The 19,155-nt window shown below is 60.3% G+C and carries 18 protein-coding genes; 7 read left to right on the forward strand and 11 right to left on the reverse strand.

The features are described from left to right. Positions 1–70: 70 nt before the first annotated feature. The 6 genes from ABH944_RS01870 to motA all read right to left on the reverse strand — a co-directional run bounded on the left by ABH944_RS01870 (position 71) and on the right by motA (position 7,256). Entirely contained in the window at positions 71–1,864 is a 1,794-nt protein-coding gene (locus tag ABH944_RS01870) for a methyl-accepting chemotaxis protein (RefSeq protein WP_404604106.1), read from the reverse strand. Between the two features lie 66 nt (positions 1,865–1,930). Then, positions 1,931–2,464 (reverse strand): chemotaxis protein CheW, encoded by a 534-nt coding sequence (gene cheW / locus ABH944_RS01875; protein ID WP_404604107.1) that lies wholly within the window; start codon positions 2,462–2,464, stop codon positions 1,931–1,933. A 47-nt stretch (positions 2,465–2,511) separates the two neighbouring features. Then, positions 2,512–4,791 (reverse strand): chemotaxis protein CheA, encoded by a 2,280-nt coding sequence (cheA, locus tag ABH944_RS01880; protein ID WP_404604108.1) that lies wholly within the window; start codon positions 4,789–4,791, stop codon positions 2,512–2,514. A 120-nt stretch (positions 4,792–4,911) separates the two neighbouring features. Further along, positions 4,912–5,292 carry a response regulator gene (locus ABH944_RS01885; protein WP_404604109.1) on the reverse strand — a complete coding sequence of 127 codons (381 nt, stop codon included), beginning with the start codon at positions 5,290–5,292 and terminating at the stop codon, positions 4,912–4,914. A gap of 74 nt (positions 5,293–5,366) precedes the next feature. Beyond that, entirely contained in the window at positions 5,367–6,362 is a 996-nt protein-coding gene (gene motB / locus ABH944_RS01890; RefSeq protein ID WP_404604110.1) for a flagellar motor protein MotB, read from the reverse strand. Between the two features lie 33 nt (positions 6,363–6,395). Next, a complete protein-coding gene (motA, locus tag ABH944_RS01895; RefSeq protein ID WP_404604111.1) occupies positions 6,396–7,256 on the reverse strand; it encodes a flagellar motor stator protein MotA in 861 nt (286 codons plus the stop codon). Between the two features lie 768 nt (positions 7,257–8,024). On the opposite strand from motA, the gene ABH944_RS01900 reads away from it, so the two are divergent. Then, the gene (locus ABH944_RS01900; protein WP_404604112.1) at positions 8,025–9,095 is read left to right on the forward strand and encodes a glycosyltransferase family 4 protein; all 1,071 of its coding nucleotides are present in this window, start codon (positions 8,025–8,027) and stop codon (positions 9,093–9,095) included. Positions 9,096–9,289: 194 nt separating this feature from the next. Here ABH944_RS01900 and ABH944_RS01905 read toward each other — a convergent pair whose 3' ends face one another. Next, positions 9,290–9,595, reverse strand: a complete 306-nt coding sequence (locus ABH944_RS01905) for an H-NS histone family protein (RefSeq protein ID WP_062082068.1) — start codon at positions 9,593–9,595, stop codon at positions 9,290–9,292. A 295-nt stretch (positions 9,596–9,890) separates the two neighbouring features. Here ABH944_RS01905 and aqpZ point away from each other — a divergent pair, with 295 nt between their 5' ends. Continuing rightward, positions 9,891–10,610 carry an aquaporin Z gene (gene aqpZ, locus ABH944_RS01910; protein WP_404604113.1) on the forward strand — a complete coding sequence of 240 codons (720 nt, stop codon included), beginning with the start codon at positions 9,891–9,893 and terminating at the stop codon, positions 10,608–10,610. 347 nt (positions 10,611–10,957) lie between these two features. Next, the gene (locus tag ABH944_RS01915; RefSeq protein ID WP_404604114.1) at positions 10,958–11,242 is read left to right on the forward strand and encodes a hypothetical protein; all 285 of its coding nucleotides are present in this window, start codon (positions 10,958–10,960) and stop codon (positions 11,240–11,242) included. A 137-nt stretch (positions 11,243–11,379) separates the two neighbouring features. Here ABH944_RS01915 and ABH944_RS01920 read toward each other — a convergent pair whose 3' ends face one another. After that, positions 11,380–12,216 carry a Cof-type HAD-IIB family hydrolase gene (locus tag ABH944_RS01920; protein ID WP_404604115.1) on the reverse strand — a complete coding sequence of 279 codons (837 nt, stop codon included), beginning with the start codon at positions 12,214–12,216 and terminating at the stop codon, positions 11,380–11,382. Positions 12,217–12,255: 39 nt separating this feature from the next. Continuing rightward, positions 12,256–13,158: a glucosamine kinase nucleotide-binding domain-containing protein gene (locus ABH944_RS01925; protein ID WP_404604116.1), complete on the reverse strand. Its 903-nt coding sequence runs from the start codon at positions 13,156–13,158 to the stop codon at positions 12,256–12,258. Positions 13,159–13,421: 263 nt separating this feature from the next. Between ABH944_RS01925 and ABH944_RS01930 the strand changes: the two genes are divergently transcribed. The 3 genes from ABH944_RS01930 (at position 13,422) to ABH944_RS01940 (ending at position 15,492) form a co-directional block, all read left to right on the forward strand. Next, positions 13,422–14,063 (forward strand): DNA-3-methyladenine glycosylase I, encoded by a 642-nt coding sequence (locus ABH944_RS01930; protein ID WP_404604117.1) that lies wholly within the window; start codon positions 13,422–13,424, stop codon positions 14,061–14,063. Positions 14,064–14,545: 482 nt separating this feature from the next. Beyond that, entirely contained in the window at positions 14,546–14,971 is a 426-nt protein-coding gene (locus ABH944_RS01935) for a hypothetical protein (RefSeq protein WP_404604118.1), read from the forward strand. A 161-nt stretch (positions 14,972–15,132) separates the two neighbouring features. Continuing rightward, positions 15,133–15,492, forward strand: coding sequence for a phospholipase D-like domain-containing protein (locus ABH944_RS01940; RefSeq protein ID WP_404604119.1), 360 nt, complete (start codon positions 15,133–15,135; stop codon positions 15,490–15,492). A 262-nt stretch (positions 15,493–15,754) separates the two neighbouring features. On the opposite strand, the gene rpsU is transcribed toward ABH944_RS01940, so the two are convergent. Both rpsU and ABH944_RS01950 read right to left on the reverse strand, forming a co-directional pair. Beyond that, positions 15,755–15,967 carry a 30S ribosomal protein S21 gene (rpsU, locus tag ABH944_RS01945; RefSeq protein WP_031357080.1) on the reverse strand — a complete coding sequence of 71 codons (213 nt, stop codon included), beginning with the start codon at positions 15,965–15,967 and terminating at the stop codon, positions 15,755–15,757. Between the two features lie 363 nt (positions 15,968–16,330). Next, entirely contained in the window at positions 16,331–17,278 is a 948-nt protein-coding gene (locus ABH944_RS01950; RefSeq protein ID WP_404604120.1) for an aldo/keto reductase, read from the reverse strand. 246 nt (positions 17,279–17,524) lie between these two features. Here ABH944_RS01950 and ABH944_RS01955 point away from each other — a divergent pair, with 246 nt between their 5' ends. Continuing rightward, positions 17,525–19,039, forward strand: coding sequence for a flagellin N-terminal helical domain-containing protein (locus tag ABH944_RS01955; protein ID WP_404604121.1), 1,515 nt, complete (start codon positions 17,525–17,527; stop codon positions 19,037–19,039). Positions 19,040–19,155: the final 116 nt, after the last annotated feature.

Below are 19,155 nucleotides of genomic sequence, written 5' to 3' on the forward strand. Positions count from 1 at the left end.
TCGCACACTTCAATCAAATGCTCGTCAGGGAGCGCGATGCAATGGGGCGGCATGGTCGTCTGATACTGCTTTAAAAAGTTTCCCAGTCGCCGGACACGGCAACTGCAGGTTTCGCGGCGGGCGCTTTCGCGGCCGGTGTTGCCGGTGTTGCCGCGGCTGAAGCGGCAGCAGCCGGTGAGGCGATAAGCTTATTAACGGCGCGATTAGCCGCGACGTTAGGCCGCGCTGCAACTTTAATCGCCGGGCCGGCATGCGGCCGGGCGACGACCTTCGGTTCAAGCCGGGCGCGCGGGTCGGTGGAGGGCGCGTCGTTGCCGACCTGCCAGTGGCCGACCACGTCCTTCAACTTGCGTGTCTGCTCTTCAAGCGACGCCGCAGCGGCTGCCGCCTGTTCAACCAGCGCGGCGTTCTGCTGCGTGACTTCGTCCATCTGCCCGACGGCGCGGCTCACCTGTTCAATGCCTTGCGACTGCTCGTCCGATGCGGCGCTGATCTCACCCATGATGTCCGTGACGCGTCGCACGGCCTGCACGATTTCGTCCATCGTCTCGCCGGCGCGGCCCACCAGCATGGAACCGCTTTCTATCTTCGCGGCGGAGTCGCCGATCAGCGACTTGATCTCTTTCGCCGCTGCCGCGCTGCGTTGCGCGAGGCTTCGCACTTCGCCGGCGACAACCGCAAAACCGCGCCCTTCCTCACCCGCCCGCGCCGCTTCCACGGCCGCGTTCAGCGCGAGAATATTGGTCTGGAATGCAATACCCTCGATCACGCCGATGATGTCGACCACCTTGCTCGAACTCGATGAAATCGCGCTCATGGTGCCCACCACCTGCTCCACCACCTGACCGCCGCGCGACGCAATATCCGACGCGTTGACGGCCAGTTGCGAAGCCTGGCGCGCGTTCTCGGCGTTCTGCTTCACGGTGCTGGTGAGCTGCTCCATGCTCGACGCCGTTTCCTGCAGCGACGCCGCCTGTTCTTCCGTGCGCTGCGAGAGATCCGTGTTGCCGCTCGCAATTTCCCGCGCGCCGACATCGATGGATTCCGCACCGTGATGCACCGAGCCAACCATCGTGGTCAGGTTCGTTCGCATCCGCTCGATACCGGCAAACAACCGGCCGATCTCGTTGGTCTTGTCCGTGTGCGCCGACTTCGTCAGATCGCCTTGAGCGATGCGCTCGAAATGATCGACGGCGTCGTTGATCGGTTGCACGATCATGCCGCCCAGCGCGACACGCGTGCCAATCAGCGTGAGCACGGCCAGCACCATCACGCCCGCGATCACCTCGATCAGCAGCGTAATGTTCGCCGCCGCGTCCGCGCGCAACTGCTCGGCATGCTTCTGCGTCAAGTCGGACGTGATCGCCGTCGCCGCGTCGAGGGCGATGAACATCGGGCTGATCTTGGTGTCCGCAATGGCGTGATACGCGGCCATGTCGCCGGCGCGCATTGCCGCGAACTCGGGTTCGACGCCGTCATGCATCAGCGCATCACGTTTCGCCACGATGTCGTCCAGTGTCGCTTGCGGCAGCATCGGCTTCGGCGTCGCCAGGAACAGCTTCCAGCTCTCGTTCGACTTGTCGAGCAGGAACTGCCCACGATCGAGCACCTTCTTGGCTTCATCAGCGTTGTTCGCTTCGGTCAACCCACGGACGCGGTCAAGCGCCACGCGTGAGCGCAGCAGGTTCGACGACGCGTCGCTGAGTGCGCGCATGGACACCATGTCGCTGTCCGCCAGCAGGGAAAGCGAACTGCCCGCCGAGCGCAGGCCGTTCAGCGACAACGCGCTCACCACTGCTGCAAATCCTACGAACAGCAGGCCCACGAGCGTCAACGTGGTACGAATCGACCAGTTCTTAAGCATGTCTTCTTCCCGACCAGCGTGTTGGCAAACCAGTTACATAAAGTCTCAAGCGAGTCGCAAGCAGTCTCAAGCAGGCACGGCGACGGAGTCGATCAACTCCATCTCCTTGCTCGTCATCAACTTTTCGATGTCCATCAGGATCAGCATCCGGCCGTCGACCGTGCCGAGGCCCGTCAGGTATTCGGTGGTGAGCGTGGCGCCGAATTCCGGCGCCGGCATGACCTGGTCCGCTTGCAGCGTGAGCACGTCGGACACGCCGTCCACCACCATGCCCACCACGCGATGCGCGACGTTCAGGATGATCACGACCGTCTGGTTGTCATACTCCACGCGGCCGAGATTGAACTTGATGCGCATGTCGACGATCGGCACGATAATGCCGCGCAAGTTGATCACGCCCTTGATGAACGCCGGTGCATTGGCAATGCGCGTGACGTTGTCGTAGCCGCGAATTTCCTGCACCTTCAGGATGTCGATGCCGTACTCTTCCGCGCCCAGCGTGAAGACGAGGAACTCCTGTCCTGCCGCTTCTGCCTGGCTGACACGTTGAACGTCACGGCGTTGTGCCGCCGAAGTAATCGATTGGATGTCTGCTGCCACGTTAGCCTCCAAAAATTGGTTGGGTGTTCCGACTATCTGCTGTCTGACTAGTGCGTCAGCGCGCCATGCGCCGAGCGGTTTTCACGGTTCAGCGCCGCTACGTCGACGATCAGTGCGACGCTGCCGTCACCCAGGATGGTCGCCGCGGAAATGCCGTGCACCTTGCGGTAATTCGTTTCCAGGTTCTTCACCACCACTTGCTGCTGGCCGACCAGCTCGTCGATCAGCATCGCAAAACGGCGTCCTTCCGACTGGATGATCGTAATGATTCCCTGCGTGGGTTCCGTGCGTGCATCGACCACTTCGAAGACCTGGTGCAGTGCGACCAGCGGCAAATACTCGCCCCGCACGCGCACCACGCGCTCGCCGCCGGCGACCGTGTAGATATCGTCGGCAACGGGTTGCAGCGACTCCATCACGAAGTTCAGCGGCAGGATGAAAATCTCGTTGCCCACCTTCACCGACATGCCGTCGAGAATCGCCAGCGTCAGCGGCAACACGATCCGCGTGGTCGTGCCCTTGCCTTCACGCGACTGGATCTCGACATGGCCGCCCATCGCCTGGATGTTGCGCTTCACCACGTCCATGCCCACGCCGCGGCCGGAGATGTCCGTGACCTGCTCGGCGGTGGAGAAACCCGGCATGAAGATCAGTTGCCAGACTTCGTCGTCGGACATTTGCTCGCTGACCTGCATGCCTTGCTTCAGCGCCTTCGCAAGAATCTTGTCGCGGCGCAGGCCCGCACCGTCGTCGCTGACTTCAATTACGATGTTGCCGCCGTGATGTGCCGCCGACAGCACCAGTTGCCCCACCGCCGCCTTGCCCGCGACACGGCGTGCTTCCACTGTTTCAATGCCGTGATCAAGCGAGTTGCGCACGAGGTGCGTCAACGGGTCGATGATCCGTTCAATCAGGCTCTTGTCCAGTTCCGTCGCCTGTCCGAACGTGACGAGTTCGACTTCCTTGCCAAGCTTCCCGGCGAGGTCACGCACGAGGCGCGGGAAACGGCTGAAGACGTAGTCCATCGGCATCATGCGGATGGACATGACGGCTTCCTGCAAATCGCGCGCATTGCGTTCGAGCTGCGCCATGCCGTTGAACAGGCGGTCGTGCAATGCCGGGTCGAAGGTGCTCGTGGTTTCGGCCAGCATGGCCTGCGTGATCACCAGTTCGCCGACGAGGTTGATCAGTTGATCCACCTTTTCCACGCCGACGCGAATGGAACTGCCTTCCGCGGCTGCGGGCGCAGCTGCCGTGCGGGTTTTCTTGTCGCCTTCCGGTGCTTTCGGCGCGTCAGGCGCTTCTGCGACCGCTGCGCTTACGGGAGCCTTGGTGCGGGACTCGGCGGCAACAGTAGAAGCTGCCGCCGGTTCCGTCTTCTCAGATGCGGGTGCTTCTGCTGCCACCTCGTTCAACTCTTCCTGCTCTGCTGCGGCTTGCGACCCACCTGCAGATAGCGCATCCGCTGCATTGCCGCGGCTCACCGCGATCTGCGCTTCATCGATCACGAAACAGCACACGGCGACGATATCGTCGGAAGACACATCCGAGTCGAGCCACAGCGTCAAGTCGCTGCCCGACTTCAGTTCCCCGACGACAGTCCCCAAGTTTCCAAGCTCCTCGGTCAACAGAGCCTGATCCTTCTCTCCGACTCCCCGCAACGTAATCTTCAGATGAGGTCCATCCTGCCCGGCGCTACCGTCACCGTGGCTTGCATCCGGCGTGGCCGGAAGTTCGGTCGCCGGGAAAGCGGTCCACTCGCCTTCTTCCTCGACCGCTTCGTTGGCTTGCTCGACCACATGCGGCGGCGGTTCGTTCGGCCCGAGCGCCAGCGCGACCTGCGCGAGATCTTGTGCAATCGCGGCGGACTCGGCAGACGACGGCTCCGACTCTGGCTCCGGCTCCGCTACATCAGCGGCAGCGGTGCCATCGGCCGGATCGTTGTCGCGCAGGTATTCAAGCTTGGCGCAGATCGCCTTCGCTGCCGCGGCATCCGGCTCAGCGCTGGCGCGATACGCGCCGAGCTGATCCGACAGCACGTCCTTGGTTTCAAGGAACGTGTCGATCATGTCGCGACGCAAGACCAGTTCGTTATTGCGCGCCCGGTCGAGCAACGACTCGAGGATGTGCGTGGTCTCGGTCAGTGCCGAAAAACCGAACGTGGCCGCGCCGCCCTTGATCGAATGCGCCGCGCGAAAGATCGCGCCGAGATCCTCGGGATCGGGGCTCGCCAGATCCAGCGCGAGGAGCAATTGCTCCATATCCGCGAGCAGCTCGTCGGCTTCGTCGAAGAATGTTTGATAGAACTGCGTAATGTCGAGTGTCATGCCTGGGTCACCACCGGATGCCTTGTCTGTCGTCGCTATGCGCGTCGTAAAAGCTAGTTGTTCTTCGTGCCTGATGCTTAATGCCTGATGCGTCGTGCTTCATGCAAAAACCGGTTTGCTTCAGTGCGGGTGTTCCGCTTCCGACAGCCTGGCGACCAGATCTGTCAGCACGTCGGGATCGAACGGCTTTTCAATCCACCCCGTCGCGCCCACCGCACGCGCCGCCGCTTTGAAGGGCTCGCCCGATTCGGTCGTCAGCACGAGGATCGGCGTATTCGCATACGCGCGATGCCCGCGCAATTTCCCGATCAGCTCCAGGCCGCTCATTGCCGGCATGTTCTGGTCGGTGATCACCAGGTCAAACTGTTCGGCAAGCGCCTCTTCGTAGGCCTCTGCGCCATCCATGGCCACCACCACGCGATACCCCGCCGCGACAAACGTCGCCGAGAGGATTTGCCGCATGGCAGCCGAGTCGTCGATAGCCAGAATGTTCTTGATCATGATGTGTGCCGCCCTCTGTCCGATGTTCCTGTCGTGCTCTCGTGCTCTCGTGAGCGTGTTTCATCGTGCCGCTGTCATGGTGCAGCCGTCGCCGGCACAGTCGGCTTGGCCGGCAATGCCGGCGCCAGCGGGCCGAGGTCGGGCTTGAGCTCGCCCGGGCCGCCTGCGTTGCTGGTAATCGTGGTCGCCGGCATGTCCTCGCGTGTCATGGACTCCTCCGACCGGCGGTTCAATACAAGGATGCTGATACGCCGGTTCTCGGGATCGAAAGCATCCTGCTTGTTCAGGTTCTGCGTCGATGCGAGTCCAAGCACCCGCAACACCTTCGATTCGTCCATGCCGCCCGAGATCAGCTCGCGCCGCGACGCATTCGCACGGTCCGCCGACAACTCCCAGTTGCTGTAGCCCTTTTCACCGCCCGCGTACTGGTTGGCGTCGGTGTGCCCCTGCACCACGATCCGGTTCGGCACGTCGTTGAGCGCCTTGCCGATTTCGCGCAGGATGTCGCGCATATAGGGTTCCACGTTGTTGCTGGAGAGCGCGAACATCGGGCGCTTCTGCGTATCGACGATCTCGATGCGCAGCCCCTGTTGTGTCGAATCGATCCGGATCTGCTGCCTGAACTGGCGCAACACCGGATTCGCCTCGATCGCCGCCATCAGCTTGACCTGCAGGTCGTGCAGACGCGCCTGGTCGCGCCGTTCGAGTTCACCTTGCGCCGCCTTCAGCGTCTGTTCGTCGAGGCGGTCCACGCGCCGCGTACCGTCGCTCATGCGGGTCGTGCCCGGCTCGGGGCTTGAAATATCGCGCCCGCCGCCGTTGATGATGCTGGAGTCCATCCCGCTCTTCTGCCCACCCATGATCGCGTTCTTGAGCGGCATGTTGAAATACTCGGCAATCCCCTGCCGCTGCACCGGCGACACCGCGCTCAACAGCCACATCAACAGGAAGAACGCCATCATTGCCGTCATGAAGTCGGCGTACGCCAGCTTCCACGCGCCGCCGTGGTGCGCCTTCTTGTTCGATATGACGCGCTTGATGAAAATCGGGCGATCTTTGTTGGTCGGCATGTCGGGTTCCGGGCGCTCGGTCGCTGAAGGCGGTTACTTCGCCTTCACGCGGCGCACGTGTTCTTCCAGTTCGGAGAACGACGGACGCTCGGTGGAGAAGAGCACTTTGCGGCCGAACTCGACCGCGATAGCCGGTGCGTAGCCGTTCAGGCTCGCCAGGATCGTCACCTTGATGCACTGGAACATCTTGGTCGACTCGGCCACGCGCTGTTCCGCGACGCTCGCGAGCGGACCGATCAACCCATAGGAAAGCAAAATACCGAGGAACGTCCCGACCAGCGCCTGCGCAATCATTTCGCCAAGGACGGCCGGCGGCTGATCGGCGGACGCCATGGTGTGGACCACGCCCATCACGGCCGCGACAATACCGAACGCGGGCATTGCGTCGCCTACCTTGTGCAGCGCCTGCGCCGGGCCTTCGCCTTCTGCGTGATGCGTCTCGATCTCCTCGTCCATGAGGCTTTCGATCTCGAACGCGTTCATGTTGCCGCCGACCATCAGGCGCAAATAATCGGTAAGGAATTCGACGATATGCCGATCCGCCAGGATCTTCGGGTACTGGCCGAAGATCGGGCTTTTGGCCGGATCGTCGATGTCCGACTCCAGCGTCAGCGTGCCCTCTTTGCGTGCTTTTGCGAGCAGCACATAGAGCAGCGCCATCAACTCCATGTACACGTCCTTGTTGTACTTCGAGCCTTTGAAGAGCGTCGGGATCACCCGCAGCGTGGCTTTGATGGTCTTCATGCCGTTGCCGAGGATGAACGCGCCCAGACCGGCGCCCGCGATCATCAGGATTTCGACCGGCTGGACCAATGCGCCAAGGTGACCGCCTTCCAGCGCATAACCGCCGAAAACGGACAACAGCGTCACTAGTGTTCCGATGAAAATCAGCACAATCGAGCCCTCATGGTTGCATCGGCGAAACCGCCGTTAAGTGGTTTACGGCAAGTGGCTGGAAAACTTTGAAGGGAAATAGCGGACGGGCGGCCGGCCCGAACACCGGGCAACGTCTTTGTTGGCGGTGCATTCAAGCCAGCAAGGTGGTCCGCCGGATGAGGCTGTTTGATCGTTTGCCGGCTTCCAGCGCAAAGCCCAACGTTTTGCCGGCAAAAACCGGGTAAATATGCCGATCCCAGGCTTACAAATCGGCAATGAATTGTAAGCAGGCACTAGCGGGTTAGACCCCCGACAAGCCGTTCTCTCAGCGTCCAAAGGCTTATCGTCTGACTAACGGCGGACCGGGAAAAATCTTTACACGACGTGCATTTATTTTCATCACCAAGGGTTAGCACCAACGCGGAGAAGGCATAACCAGCACGCCTGGGCGGTGGCACGGGCATTGCTGCATCTGCCGTCCTGGGCAATGCATCCTGCACCGCGCAATTTGTTGACGGACGCGCAATCGCTTGCAGCACTTGGGCGTCCGCAATCCGCCGAGCTTCGTAATGGCCGGTGTTGCGGCCTGTAACAAGGTTAAGCGTTTGAAAAATGACTCGTTGATGAGGAGAGTCATCTCGATAATGGGACGTAAGGGATAACCCGATTCATTCGGGTCCTATTTTCAGGGGCGGCAGCATAGGCGCTGGCCCGTCTGCCAAGGCTTTACCGGTTTTCGTTTCGGAGACTGTGCGTCGAAGCCCTCACGAACAGGAGAGTCACGTTATGCGTATCGCACAAATTGCACCGTTGCACGAAGCAGTCCCCCCGAAGTTCTACGGCGGCACCGAACGCGTTGTCTCGTACCTGACGGACGCATTGGTCGATCTCGGTCACGACGTGACGCTGTTCGCGAGCGGCGATTCGCAGACCAAGGCGACGCTGGAAGCAGCCTGGCCGCGCGCATTGCGCCTCGATCCGTCGATCCGCGACTGGAATGCGCCGCACGCGCTGCTGCTTGAGAACGTCCGCCGCCGCGCGCACGAGTTCGACGTGCTGCACTTCCACCTCGACTACATGCCGTTCTCGGTGTTCTCGCAAATGGACACGCCGTTTGTGACCACGCTGCACGGCCGGCTGGATTTGCCCGAACTGCAACCGGTGTTCGACGCGTTCCCTGAGGCGTCGGTTGTCTCGATCTCGGATTCGCAACGTGTGCCGCTGCCGCAAGCCGCGTGGCTCAACACGATCTATCACGGATTGCCGGAAAACCTGTTGACGCCGCAAACGCACAAGAAGCCTGAATACCTGGCGTTCCTGGGTCGTATCTGCCCGGAAAAGCGCGCCGATCTCGCCATCAAGATCGCTGCCCAAAGCGGTCTGCCGCTGAAGATTGCTGCCAAGGTGGACAAGGTCGACCAGGAATACTTCAAGAGCACGATCGAGCCGTTGCTGGCGGAGTCGAAGGCCAGCGTTGAATTTGTCGGCGAGATCAACGAGCAGCAAAAGCCGGAGTTTCTCTCGGGTGCGAAGGCGCTGCTGTTCCCGATCGACTGGTCGGAGCCGTTCGGTCTGGTGATGATCGAGGCCATGGCTTGCGGTACGCCGGTGATCGCGTTCAATCGCGGTTCGGTGCCCGAAGTGATTGACCACGGCGTAACGGGCTACATTTGCGAGGACGTGCAGGGTGCGGTTGGGGCGCTCCAACGCCTGGACGAACTCTCACGCACCGAAATTCGCGCGCAATTCGAACGCCGCTTTAGCGCGAAAACCATGGCGCTGAACTACGTCGATGCCTACACCGCGTTGTTGCAAGCAGCGAAACGCCCGGTACTGCGCCGCGTTGCGGTCGGCTAATTTTCAGCTAATTTTTTCAGCCGCCTGAAGATTGGGCGCTGACTTGATTGGAAACGACGGTCGTATCGTTATCCGACACGTTATTGCAAAGCACAAAAAATCCGTCTGAAAGGACGGATTTTTTGCTTTGCCTTTCATGCTGACATTTTGCTTCTATTTTTGTCTGCGCTATTCGATGCCGCTGCCAAGCGCTTTTACGAATGCGCCTGACTAATCAGGAAGCGCTCGCGGTTCTTTCCCGCGATCCATTTCGGTGGTTTGCCGCGCCCGCTCCAGGTGCTGCCGGACTTGGGATCCTGATAGATCGGCGGTAGCGGCTCCTTCTTCGGTGGCCGGCCTCGCCGGACGACCGACAGCCCCAGGTCCTGGGCCGTCAGCCCATACTCCACAATCTTGCGCCGGATATCCGCCAGTACCGCTTCCAGTTCTGCGCGGCGTGCCTCTTCCGCCTGCTCCTGAAGCTTGGCGATCTGCGCTTTGAGCTCAGTGTATTGCGACATTTTCTCAACCCTTTCTAATAGCCCGCGATTATTGGGAAGCGTAACGGCATCGATTAAAAGATGCAACGTTTGAACATGCAATTGCAAAAAGTCCTAATGCGAATGAGAAGAGTCTTGAAACTATAGGGCATTCCTAATAAGAGTTCCCTTAGTTCATGGCGCTTTAACAATTCTTGACAATTAGTCTCCAGACTCGGATTACACTGCCTACCCGCCGCAGTGGTCCGTACAAATAGTCATGGTCACAAGCGCCGGAATTGTTTCGGTTTTTTATATACTTTTAGGACTTCGAATCATGCGATTAGGACAGCGCCTCGGCGCAGAAATGTTTGGTACGTTCTGGCTCGTGCTGGGCGGCTGCGGCAGCGCAGTGCTCGCGGCGGGTTACCCTCAACTCGGTATCGGTTTCGCGGGCGTGGCGCTCGCATTCGGCTTGACCGTGCTCACCATGGCCTACGCTATCGGCCATATTTCGGGTTGCCACCTGAACCCGGCGGTGAGCGTCGGTTTGACGGTCGCAGGGCGTTTCCCGGTCCGCGACCTGGTTCCGTACATTGCCGCCCAAGTGGTCGGCGGGGTGATCGGCGCGTATGTCTTGTCAGTGATCGCCAGCGGCGCGCCGGGCTTTGACCTCGTTGCCAGCGGCTTTGCCACCAACGGTTACGGCGATCACTCGCCGGGTCATTACGCCATGATCGCCGCGCTCGTGTGCGAAGTTGTCGTGACGTTCTTCTTCCTGTTTGTCATCCTGGGCGCTACCGATAGCCGCGCACCTGCCGGGTTCGCGCCGATCGCCATTGGCCTGTGCCTGACGCTGATCCACCTGATCTCGATTCCGGTCACGAATACCTCGGTGAACCCGGCGCGTTCCACCGGCCCGGCGTTGTTTGTAGGCGGCGCGGCAATGGAACAGCTCTGGCTGTTCTGGGTGGCCCCGATCATCGGCGCGGTCATCGCCGGCGTGGTTTATCCGTTGCTGACCGGTGCGAAAAAGCAGGCGCTTGCTGCGGCCTGAATTTAAAAACGGTGAAAGCCGATGAAAAACGGGCGCTCGACGCCCGTTTTTTTATTGCGCAATTCGTTTGTATCGGGTCCGTACAGCCGATCAATATGAATAATCTGCGACAAATGTAATGGCGGCTTACGGTCTGCGGGGGTGTTAAACGGCAATTTACTTATGCCCGGCTGAAGAAATGTCCGACAAGCGATAGCTGGCAAGACTTTGCGGGTATTTACTCCGCGGACAAACCCTGATTTCAACTTTCGCCATACTTTCATCTGCTAACAACTCGTCAATACCCGTAAAACGGTCATTGCGTAGATTGGAGTCATGCGACACGCGTCGCCCTAAAGGAGAACACCATGAAACGCATCGTCACTCATTTGCTGGTTGCCGCCGGTCTTGCAGTGGGCGCGGTTGGCGTCGCGCAGGCTCACACAGATCTCTCTATAGGACTGTCGCTTGGCGTGCCCGGGTATGTGCAGCCTGCGCCGGTTTATGTCCAGCCCGCGCCGTTCTATCGCGCGCCGCCGCCCGCCTGGGGTCATCGCGATGACCGCTGGGGCGGTCCGGACCGCGGACACTGGAACCGCACCGGCTGGGATCGCGGCGGCTACGGTCGTGACGGCTGGAATCGTCGCGGCTAAGTGATGCGGTTGTAGAGATTTGCCAAGGGTTGTTTGAGCAAAGGGAGCGGCCGGCATAGGCGGCTCCCCTTTTTCCTTCTATTCCCTACGTCCCGGCACCGCGGACGACCGCTGCCGCAATGACGCACTCCGCCCCGTTATTCGTCAGCGCGCGCCGGCGCGGCGAGTTCATCCGTCATGCCAAATAACGCGCGCAGTTGATGCGCAACACCCGCCTCGAAGTTGTTGCCGGTCCGCGGGACATTTGGCAGGCGTTTTACCAGCGCCGGATTCGCGTTGTTCATCATGAATGGCCGGCCCGCCGTTTCGAGCAGATCGATGTCGTTCATGTTGTCGCCGAAAGCGACGCAATGCGCAGTGTCAATATCGAGTCGGTCCAGCACGAACTGCAATGCCCGTCCCTTCGACACATCCGATGTCATCACCTCCAGGCAATCCGGCATCGAATAAGTGACGTAGATGGAGTCTCCAAATTCGCGTTGGAGATTCGCCGAAGTCACCTTGAGATCGTCTGGCTCGCCGATATACAGCACCTTCGCGATGTTCTCGCCGTTGTGCTCACGCAGGTCCATTACGTCGTAGTCGAAACCCGAGTCCTGATGAAGCACTAGCAATTCGGGTGCGTGGCGGTCGATCAACCAGGCGTCGTCGGCGAAGAGATTCACGATCACGCGCTCGCTTCCCGCCAGATCCGGCTGAACGAGACGGCGCACGGCCGCTGGAGCGATGTCGCGGGCGTAAATACGTTCATTGTCCGGTGCGTGAATGCGTGCGCCGTTCGACGTGATCAGATGAGCGTCAATGCCGAGCACTTTCCGAATTCCGACCACATCGCGATAATGCCGCCCCGTCGCGATGATGAAACGCACACCACGCGCTTCCAGTTCGCGGACCGTTTCGACGGTGAACGGGTCGACCAGATGGTCGTTGTTGAGCAAGGTGCCGTCAAGATCGGTAGCGATGATGGAATACATGGGAAGCGCTTTCCTTTAAGCCGTTAGGAACCTGACATTTTAGCCCCCAAGGAGCGATTTTCGGCTCGCAGCCCGGCGAGCCAGTTGCAGCGCGCCTGAAGCAGAGTCCGCTAGCGGCTGGCGCAACCGGCCGCGGAGCTCTTCCGGCACGTATGGTTCCAGTGGCACGGCCAGGCCGCCGCACAGCGCCACCGGCAAAGCGTGATCCAGATCCAGCGCCGACACCATTTTGGCGATCTCACGCCCCGCATCCTCCAGCAAACGCGCCGCGAACGGATGGTTTCTGTGCTCGAACACCGTGGGCGCCAGCGTCGCATAACCCGTTTGGTTCGCCGCGCACAGCCATACAACGAGGCTGTCCCGATCGGTCGCGTCCGTACGCTCGAGCAAGGCCGCGGACCAGTCGTCGGCGGGTGCCCGACCGTCCAGCACGTGCTGCAAATGGGCGGCCGCCCGCAAACCCAACCAGGCTCCGCTCGCCTCGTCGCCGCTCGGAAAACCATAACCCCCTGCGATCCTGAACTGACCGCTCGCGTCCAGCGACGCGGCAATGCTGCCCGTTCCCAGCGCCACGATCACGCCCGGCTCGCCTCCATGCGCACCGAGCAACGTGGTGAAGGCGTCGCTTTCGACGGCGAGCGCGCATCCATCGGGCGCTGTTGCGTGAAACTGCGCCAGCCACCCCGCGTGATTCACGCCCGCAAGACCGCAGCCAAGCGCGCATGCACGCCACTCGAACGGCAAGCCCGCTGTTTCAAAGACGCGCACGCACGCCGCTTCGATAGCGTCCCACGCTCGCTCGACGCCGAGCGCCAAGCCTGACGGCCCTCCCGTCGCACGGGCCAGTTCAATGCCGTCTGTGTCCGCGAGGACGACGCGCGTACCGCTGCCGCCGCCGTCGACGCCTATCAGGTACTTGTGTGTGTAAGTTGAAGTAGTCATGTCCGCAAGCTTAACGGCACGACCCGCGCGCCGCCACTCAGCCAAATGGGGTATGCGGCGCCACCGCACGGCCAACGCATCCGGCAAGCTCCTGCCGTGAGTCCGCTGATATTGGAGCCCGGTGTTAGCATCAATCAGGCCAACGCCGCAGGGAGCCGCCACACGACGGCCCACCCGGGAACCAGACCGATCGGCCGACTGTTCTCGCCTTGTCCTTCCGCCTATGCTGATCAAACGCCAACTACGCATGCCTGGAAGCCGACATGACGAACCCGAAAAAAAGCAGCCCGGATAACAGCACCGAGCCCCACCGCTGCGGCTGGGCAACAACCGAAGCACTCGCCCGTTATCACGATGAAGAGTGGGGCGTGGCGTCCCATGACGATCGCCATCTGTTCGAAATGCTCGTGCTGGAAGGCGCGCAGGCCGGGCTGTCATGGTCCACGATCTTGAACAAGCGCGAGGGTTACCGGGCTCTGTTCCATGACTTCGACATCGACCGGGTGGCTGCTTTCAGCGAAGACGACGCAGCCAGGCTGCTGCTCGACGCCCGCGTTGTCCGCAATCGCGCAAAGATCTCGGCGGCCGTCGCCAACGCGCGCGCCGTGCAACGCATCCAGGCGGACCACGGCTCGTTCGCGAATTTTGTGTGGTCGTTCGTCGGCAATACGCCTGTCGACACGCCACGCGCAACCTATGCACAAGCGCCCGCCTCCAACGAAATCTCCGACGCCATGAGCCGTGCCCTGAAGAAATACGGCTGCAAGTTCATCGGAACAACCATCTGCTACGCGTTCATGCAGGCAACCGGCATGGTCAACGACCACGAGGCTGCCTGTTTCTGCCGGTTCCGCGGCAACGCGGCCGCCCCGAAGCGAGAATCCGCCAGGCGTCGAACAAATTAGATAATTTGCTCCACTGACTTTCGAAACGTACATTGCGTTTTCGCAACGTTTTTCGCGATTTCATCTCTCATCAGGGAAAATCCTGACGATACCGGTACCAGCGGGGTGAATCACGCTCTGAAGCCTTTACTACAAAGCCTTTACGGGGATTCTGCCCCTGTGCAGGAAGGCGGGCATCATGTCAAAATTGCGGCCAACCGCACATAGCGGCACTTTTTTACCGGAAAGAACCGCTATAAATACGTTGTAAGCGGCTTTTTTCCGGCAAGCCGGATGACTCTGAAACGAGGCTGTCGCTTCGTACCGCTTACCAAGCGTATTCAGACCGTGTGAATGATCGCGGCGAAACAGACAGGCCGCTACATAACGCGGTTTTATGTGGTCGATCGCGCTTTGCCGACCAAGTCCGCGTCCGATACTGATAACGCTGTTAGATGAACACCCACTAAGCACCGCAATTGTCGGCGCAGGGGAGAACCAGAATGAAAAACCTCAACTTCTTGACGCACCAGGAAATCTTCGACCGTGCCGTCCATCACCTGTTTGGCCAAGGCCAGGCAGCGTTGTTGCCGCGCGGTGGCGGTGCATATCGCGGGTATTGCGGCGGTTGTCCCGTCGGCAGTTTCATCAAGGCGCGCGATTACATGACCGCCATGGAAGGCGTGCCCATTCGCTACGTCGGTAAAGGGCCGGAAACCGTGCCGCCGTACATGGATGTCGGCGTCGCAGCGCTGAAACGCGCACTCTTGCGCTCGAATATCAATGTCTACGATCCGACAACCGTCGAGTTGCTCAGCTGCCTGCAAAACGTGCACGACGTGTTTGGCAAGTGGGAATGGCGTGAACGCTTTGCGTCCATCGCCCGGCAGTTCAACTTGTCGGCGGATCGCCTTAAATCGGCCGCCTGAGCGCGAAACTGGCAGGGTTCCGCGGGGCTTCGCGAGTCAATCACGAAGCAGAAGCGATGACATCGCAAATGCCCCACGAATGAAGCGAGTCGGCGCTTACGTTGAACCAAGAAACGAGCATCGGACGATGCAACGCAATAATTAAAGTAACGAGCAATGCAATGTTAACGGCGAGAGACATCTACGAACGCGTAAGCAACCATCTGCTCGCGCAACGGGCTGTATCGGAGGATGAAAACGGTTCGTGCCGGCTACGCAGCGGCAATGGCCGCAAGTGCGCTATCGGGTCCCTGATCGCCGACGAGTTGTATCGGCCGGAGATAGAAGGAATTGGGATCTCGTACTACCGGCACGCGAAGGACGGCTCGTTGTTGCGCGCGCTGTATGCGTCGGAGGTGAATGCCTACGATCCGGAGATCGTCGAATTGCTGATCGAGCTGGAGGAAGTCCACGACGATTTCAGTGTGGACGAATGGCCCCAGCTTCTCGCGCGCGTAGGTGAACGGCACGCGTTTATCTAGGTGCGAGTAAGCATCCAGCGAGCGCCCGACGGCCCGGGTGACCCCCCGCCGCGCCCAAGACAAGGCACGCAGCCGAAAAAGCGGAAGATCCGCTCAACCGGGTCATACATAGACGACGCCAACAAGCCGAGCCGCAAGCCCGAATAGGGCCGCAACGTAAAAACAACAAACCGAACCAAGCAAAACGGCGATGCAACCCTTGCGGGCGGCATCGCCGTTTTGCATGGTGCAGCCCATCAACCGGGCTGCGACCTGCCAAGACTTAGTGAAGCTTCTTGGGCAGCATCTGGCTGCGCAGACGCTTGCGCAGACGGCTGACTGCTGCCGCTTTCTTGCGCTTGCGTGCCGTCGTCGGCTTTTCATACGACTGACGTTCGCGAAGTTCGGCGATCAGGCCGTTCTTTTCGATAGTCCGGCGAAAGCGACGGATCGCGACGTCGAACGGCTCGTTTTCTTTCAAAACAATAGTGGTCATGGATGTCCTAAATCGCTGATACGTTTTTCTGACTGCGCGGCGAAGCGTACTGCACAAGGCAACGCCGCGCGCCGGCACTCCGATCGTCCACCCAACAACAGCGGACACGAGCAAAGCGGCCACGGAGGCCGGAAAAGAGAGAGGTGGGATTTCACCGCCGATCACGGCATGCGCAGTCTGTCGAAAACGGAACAGCGCACTTCGGGCCGCCCGGCGTTGCTTGAAAATAGCTTCGCCATCGGGCAAAAATCTCGATTCGGGCGAGATGTTATCAGATCGGCGCCCAGTCGCCAACCCCGCAACACCTGTTTGCGGAGGTTTGCACAGGGGCAACCCCATGATCATGCGCGTTTTTTGCCGCTTTCAGTCCGGATTGCTCGCTTCGTCGAGGAGCGCGACGTCTTCTGGCGCCAAAGTAATTCGGGTCGCATGGGCGAGGGTTTCGAGCTGTTTGACCGAGGTCGCGCTCGCGATCGGCGCCGTTACACCCGGGCGCGCGATCAGCCATGCAAGTGCGATTGCCGCCGGCTCCGTGTCATGACGGTCCGCCACTTTAACGAGCGCGCTCACAATTCTCAAGCCCCGGTCGTTCAGATAACCCGCCACCTTCGCGCCGCGGGCGCTGTTCTCGGTATCGGTTTTGGACCGGTATTTTCCACTCAGGAAACCGCTCGCCAGGCTGTAATACGTCACAACCGATACCTTATGCGCCTTGATAACCGGTTCCAGATCATTCTCGTAGCCAGCGCGATCATAAAGATTGTATTCAGGCTGAAGCACCTGATAAGCCGGAATCCCTTCCTTCGCCGATATATTCAGCGCCTCTTCCAGCCTTTCACCGGTGTAATTCGACGCACCGATTACGCGCACCTTCCCCGCAGCAATCAGCTTTTGATATGCGCCGAGCGTATCCACGAGCGGTGTTTTGTCGTCGTCGCGATGGGAAAAATAAACGTCGATGTAATCCGTCTTCAGGCGCTTCAGCGAATCGTTCACGGCAGCCTCGATATTCGCCGCCGATAGCCCTGGCCGCGTGCTCAGCATGCCAACTTTCGTCGCCAGCACGATCTTGTCGCGCTTGCCGCTCTCCTTGAACCACTTGCCGATGATCGCCTCCGACTCGCCGCCCTGATGGCCGTCGACCCAGGCTGAATAGACGTCGGCGGTATCGATGAAATTAAGGCCGTGGTCGACAAAGGCGTCGAGGATGGAAAACGACGTGCGTTCGTCGGCGGTCCAGCCGAATACATTTCCGCCGAAAACGAGTGGCACGACCTTGAGGTCTGACGTACCGATAGTGCGGTGCTGCATGGGGACTCCCGGGTTGTTATAAACAAAACGTAATAACCGATCGGAAAAGAATACTCGCGAATCCTTTTACTCGCAGGCTGCGCGCCGATCGCTATTCCCCCTACAAATCCTTACCTAAGTCCTCAAGTTTTTTTTTCATGGGCCGCTAACCCAAGTAGGCGGCCGGCTACCTCGCTCGGAACCGCCAGGCAACAGGACCGTGCAGTAGCCAAGACAGCCCTTTTAGTTCTTTCAGGAGAAATCCAAATGATCGGTATCAATAGCAATATCAACTCGCTGATCGCTCAGCAAAACCTGAACACGTCGCAAAGCGCGCTGTCGCAGGCCATCACGCGCCTGTCGTCCGGTAAGCGCATCAACAGCGCGGCTGACGATGCAGCAGGTCTCGCGATCTCGAACCGTATGCAAACGCAGATCAACGGCTTGAACCAAGGCGTTTCGAATGCGAACGACGGCGTTTCGATGATCCAGACGGCATCGAGCGGTCTGGCGCAGATCACGTCGAGCTTGCAAACCATTCGCCAACTGGCCGTACAGGCATCGAGCGGCTCGCTGTCGTCGAGCGACCAGGCAGCTCTGCAACAAGAAGTGGCGCAGCAAGTTGCTGAAGTGAACCGCGTGGCATCGCAAACGACGTACAACGGCAAGAACGTGCTCGACGGCTCGGCTGGCAACGTGAGCTTCCAGATCGGCGCGAACGTCGGTCAGACGATCAGCCTGAACCTGACGCAAAGCCTGTCGGCAGCTTCGCTCGGCGGCGGTATCCCGCAAAAGGGCGCAACCATCGCCTCGATCTCGGGCGTCAGCCTGACGTCCGCCGGCGCTACTGCTGCTGCAGGGACCACCCCGGCCATCACGCAAGTCAATGTGCTCGCAGACGGCAACGGCGGCTTCACCTTCACCGACCAGAACAACCAGGCGCTGTCGACCGCCGCTTCCCAAGCCCTGTTCGGCACGAACACGACCGGCTCGACCACGTTGCCGTCCCCGCTGACGCTCGTCGGCCAAGGCGCGTTCGCCCCGACGGTTCAGGCAACGGCTCAAACCACTGCAGCGACCGCACTCGGCACCGCCAGCACGACCAACGGCGCAACGGGTACCGGCACGTACGCTGCCAACAATGCGAGCCTGGACCAGATCACCGGCGTGAATTTGACGACTGACGGTACGACGGCTGCGGCTGGCACCCCTGCAGCTATTACGTCTATCAACGTTCTCGCAGACGGCAACGGCGGCTTCAAGTTCACCGACCAGAACGGCAACGCGCTGAGCTCGGCAGCTTCGGCCGCCTTGTTCACGGTCACGGCTGGTACCGCAGGCGCAGGTTCGACCATCGGCTTCGTTGCGGGCGGCGCACTGGGCGCAACGGCTCCGAGCGGCTACGGCACGGTGAACTCCGTCGCGGGCAACTACGGGATCGCCACTGCCAACACGCTGAACACGCCGCCGTCAGTATCGGGCGTGAACGTCAGCACGACGGCAGGCGCGAACGCTGCAATGGAATCGATCGACAACGCACTCGCAACGGTCAACAACATCCAGGCAACCCTGGGTGCTGCTCAAAACCGTTTCACGTCGATCTCTTCGGCACAGCAATCGCAGTCGACCGACTTGTCGGGCGCCCAGTCGCAAATCACGGACGCCGACTTCGCGGAAGAAACGGCTAACCTGAGCAAGGCGCAAGTGCTGCAACAAGCGGGCATCTCGGTGCTGGCGCAAGCCAACTCCAACCCGCAGCAAGTTCTGAAGCTGCTCCAGTAATAGCTTTTGCAGTAACGGCCGGCGCATTGCACCACGCGTCGGTCGAATGTGTTGCTCGGGGAGGCTTGCCTCCCCTACCCGTTTTACAAACGTTTATCATTCAGGCTCAAAAGCAA

This window comes from Caballeronia udeis, from assembly GCF_044909315.1.
Lineage (GTDB): Bacteria > Pseudomonadota > Gammaproteobacteria > Burkholderiales > Burkholderiaceae > Caballeronia > Caballeronia udeis_A.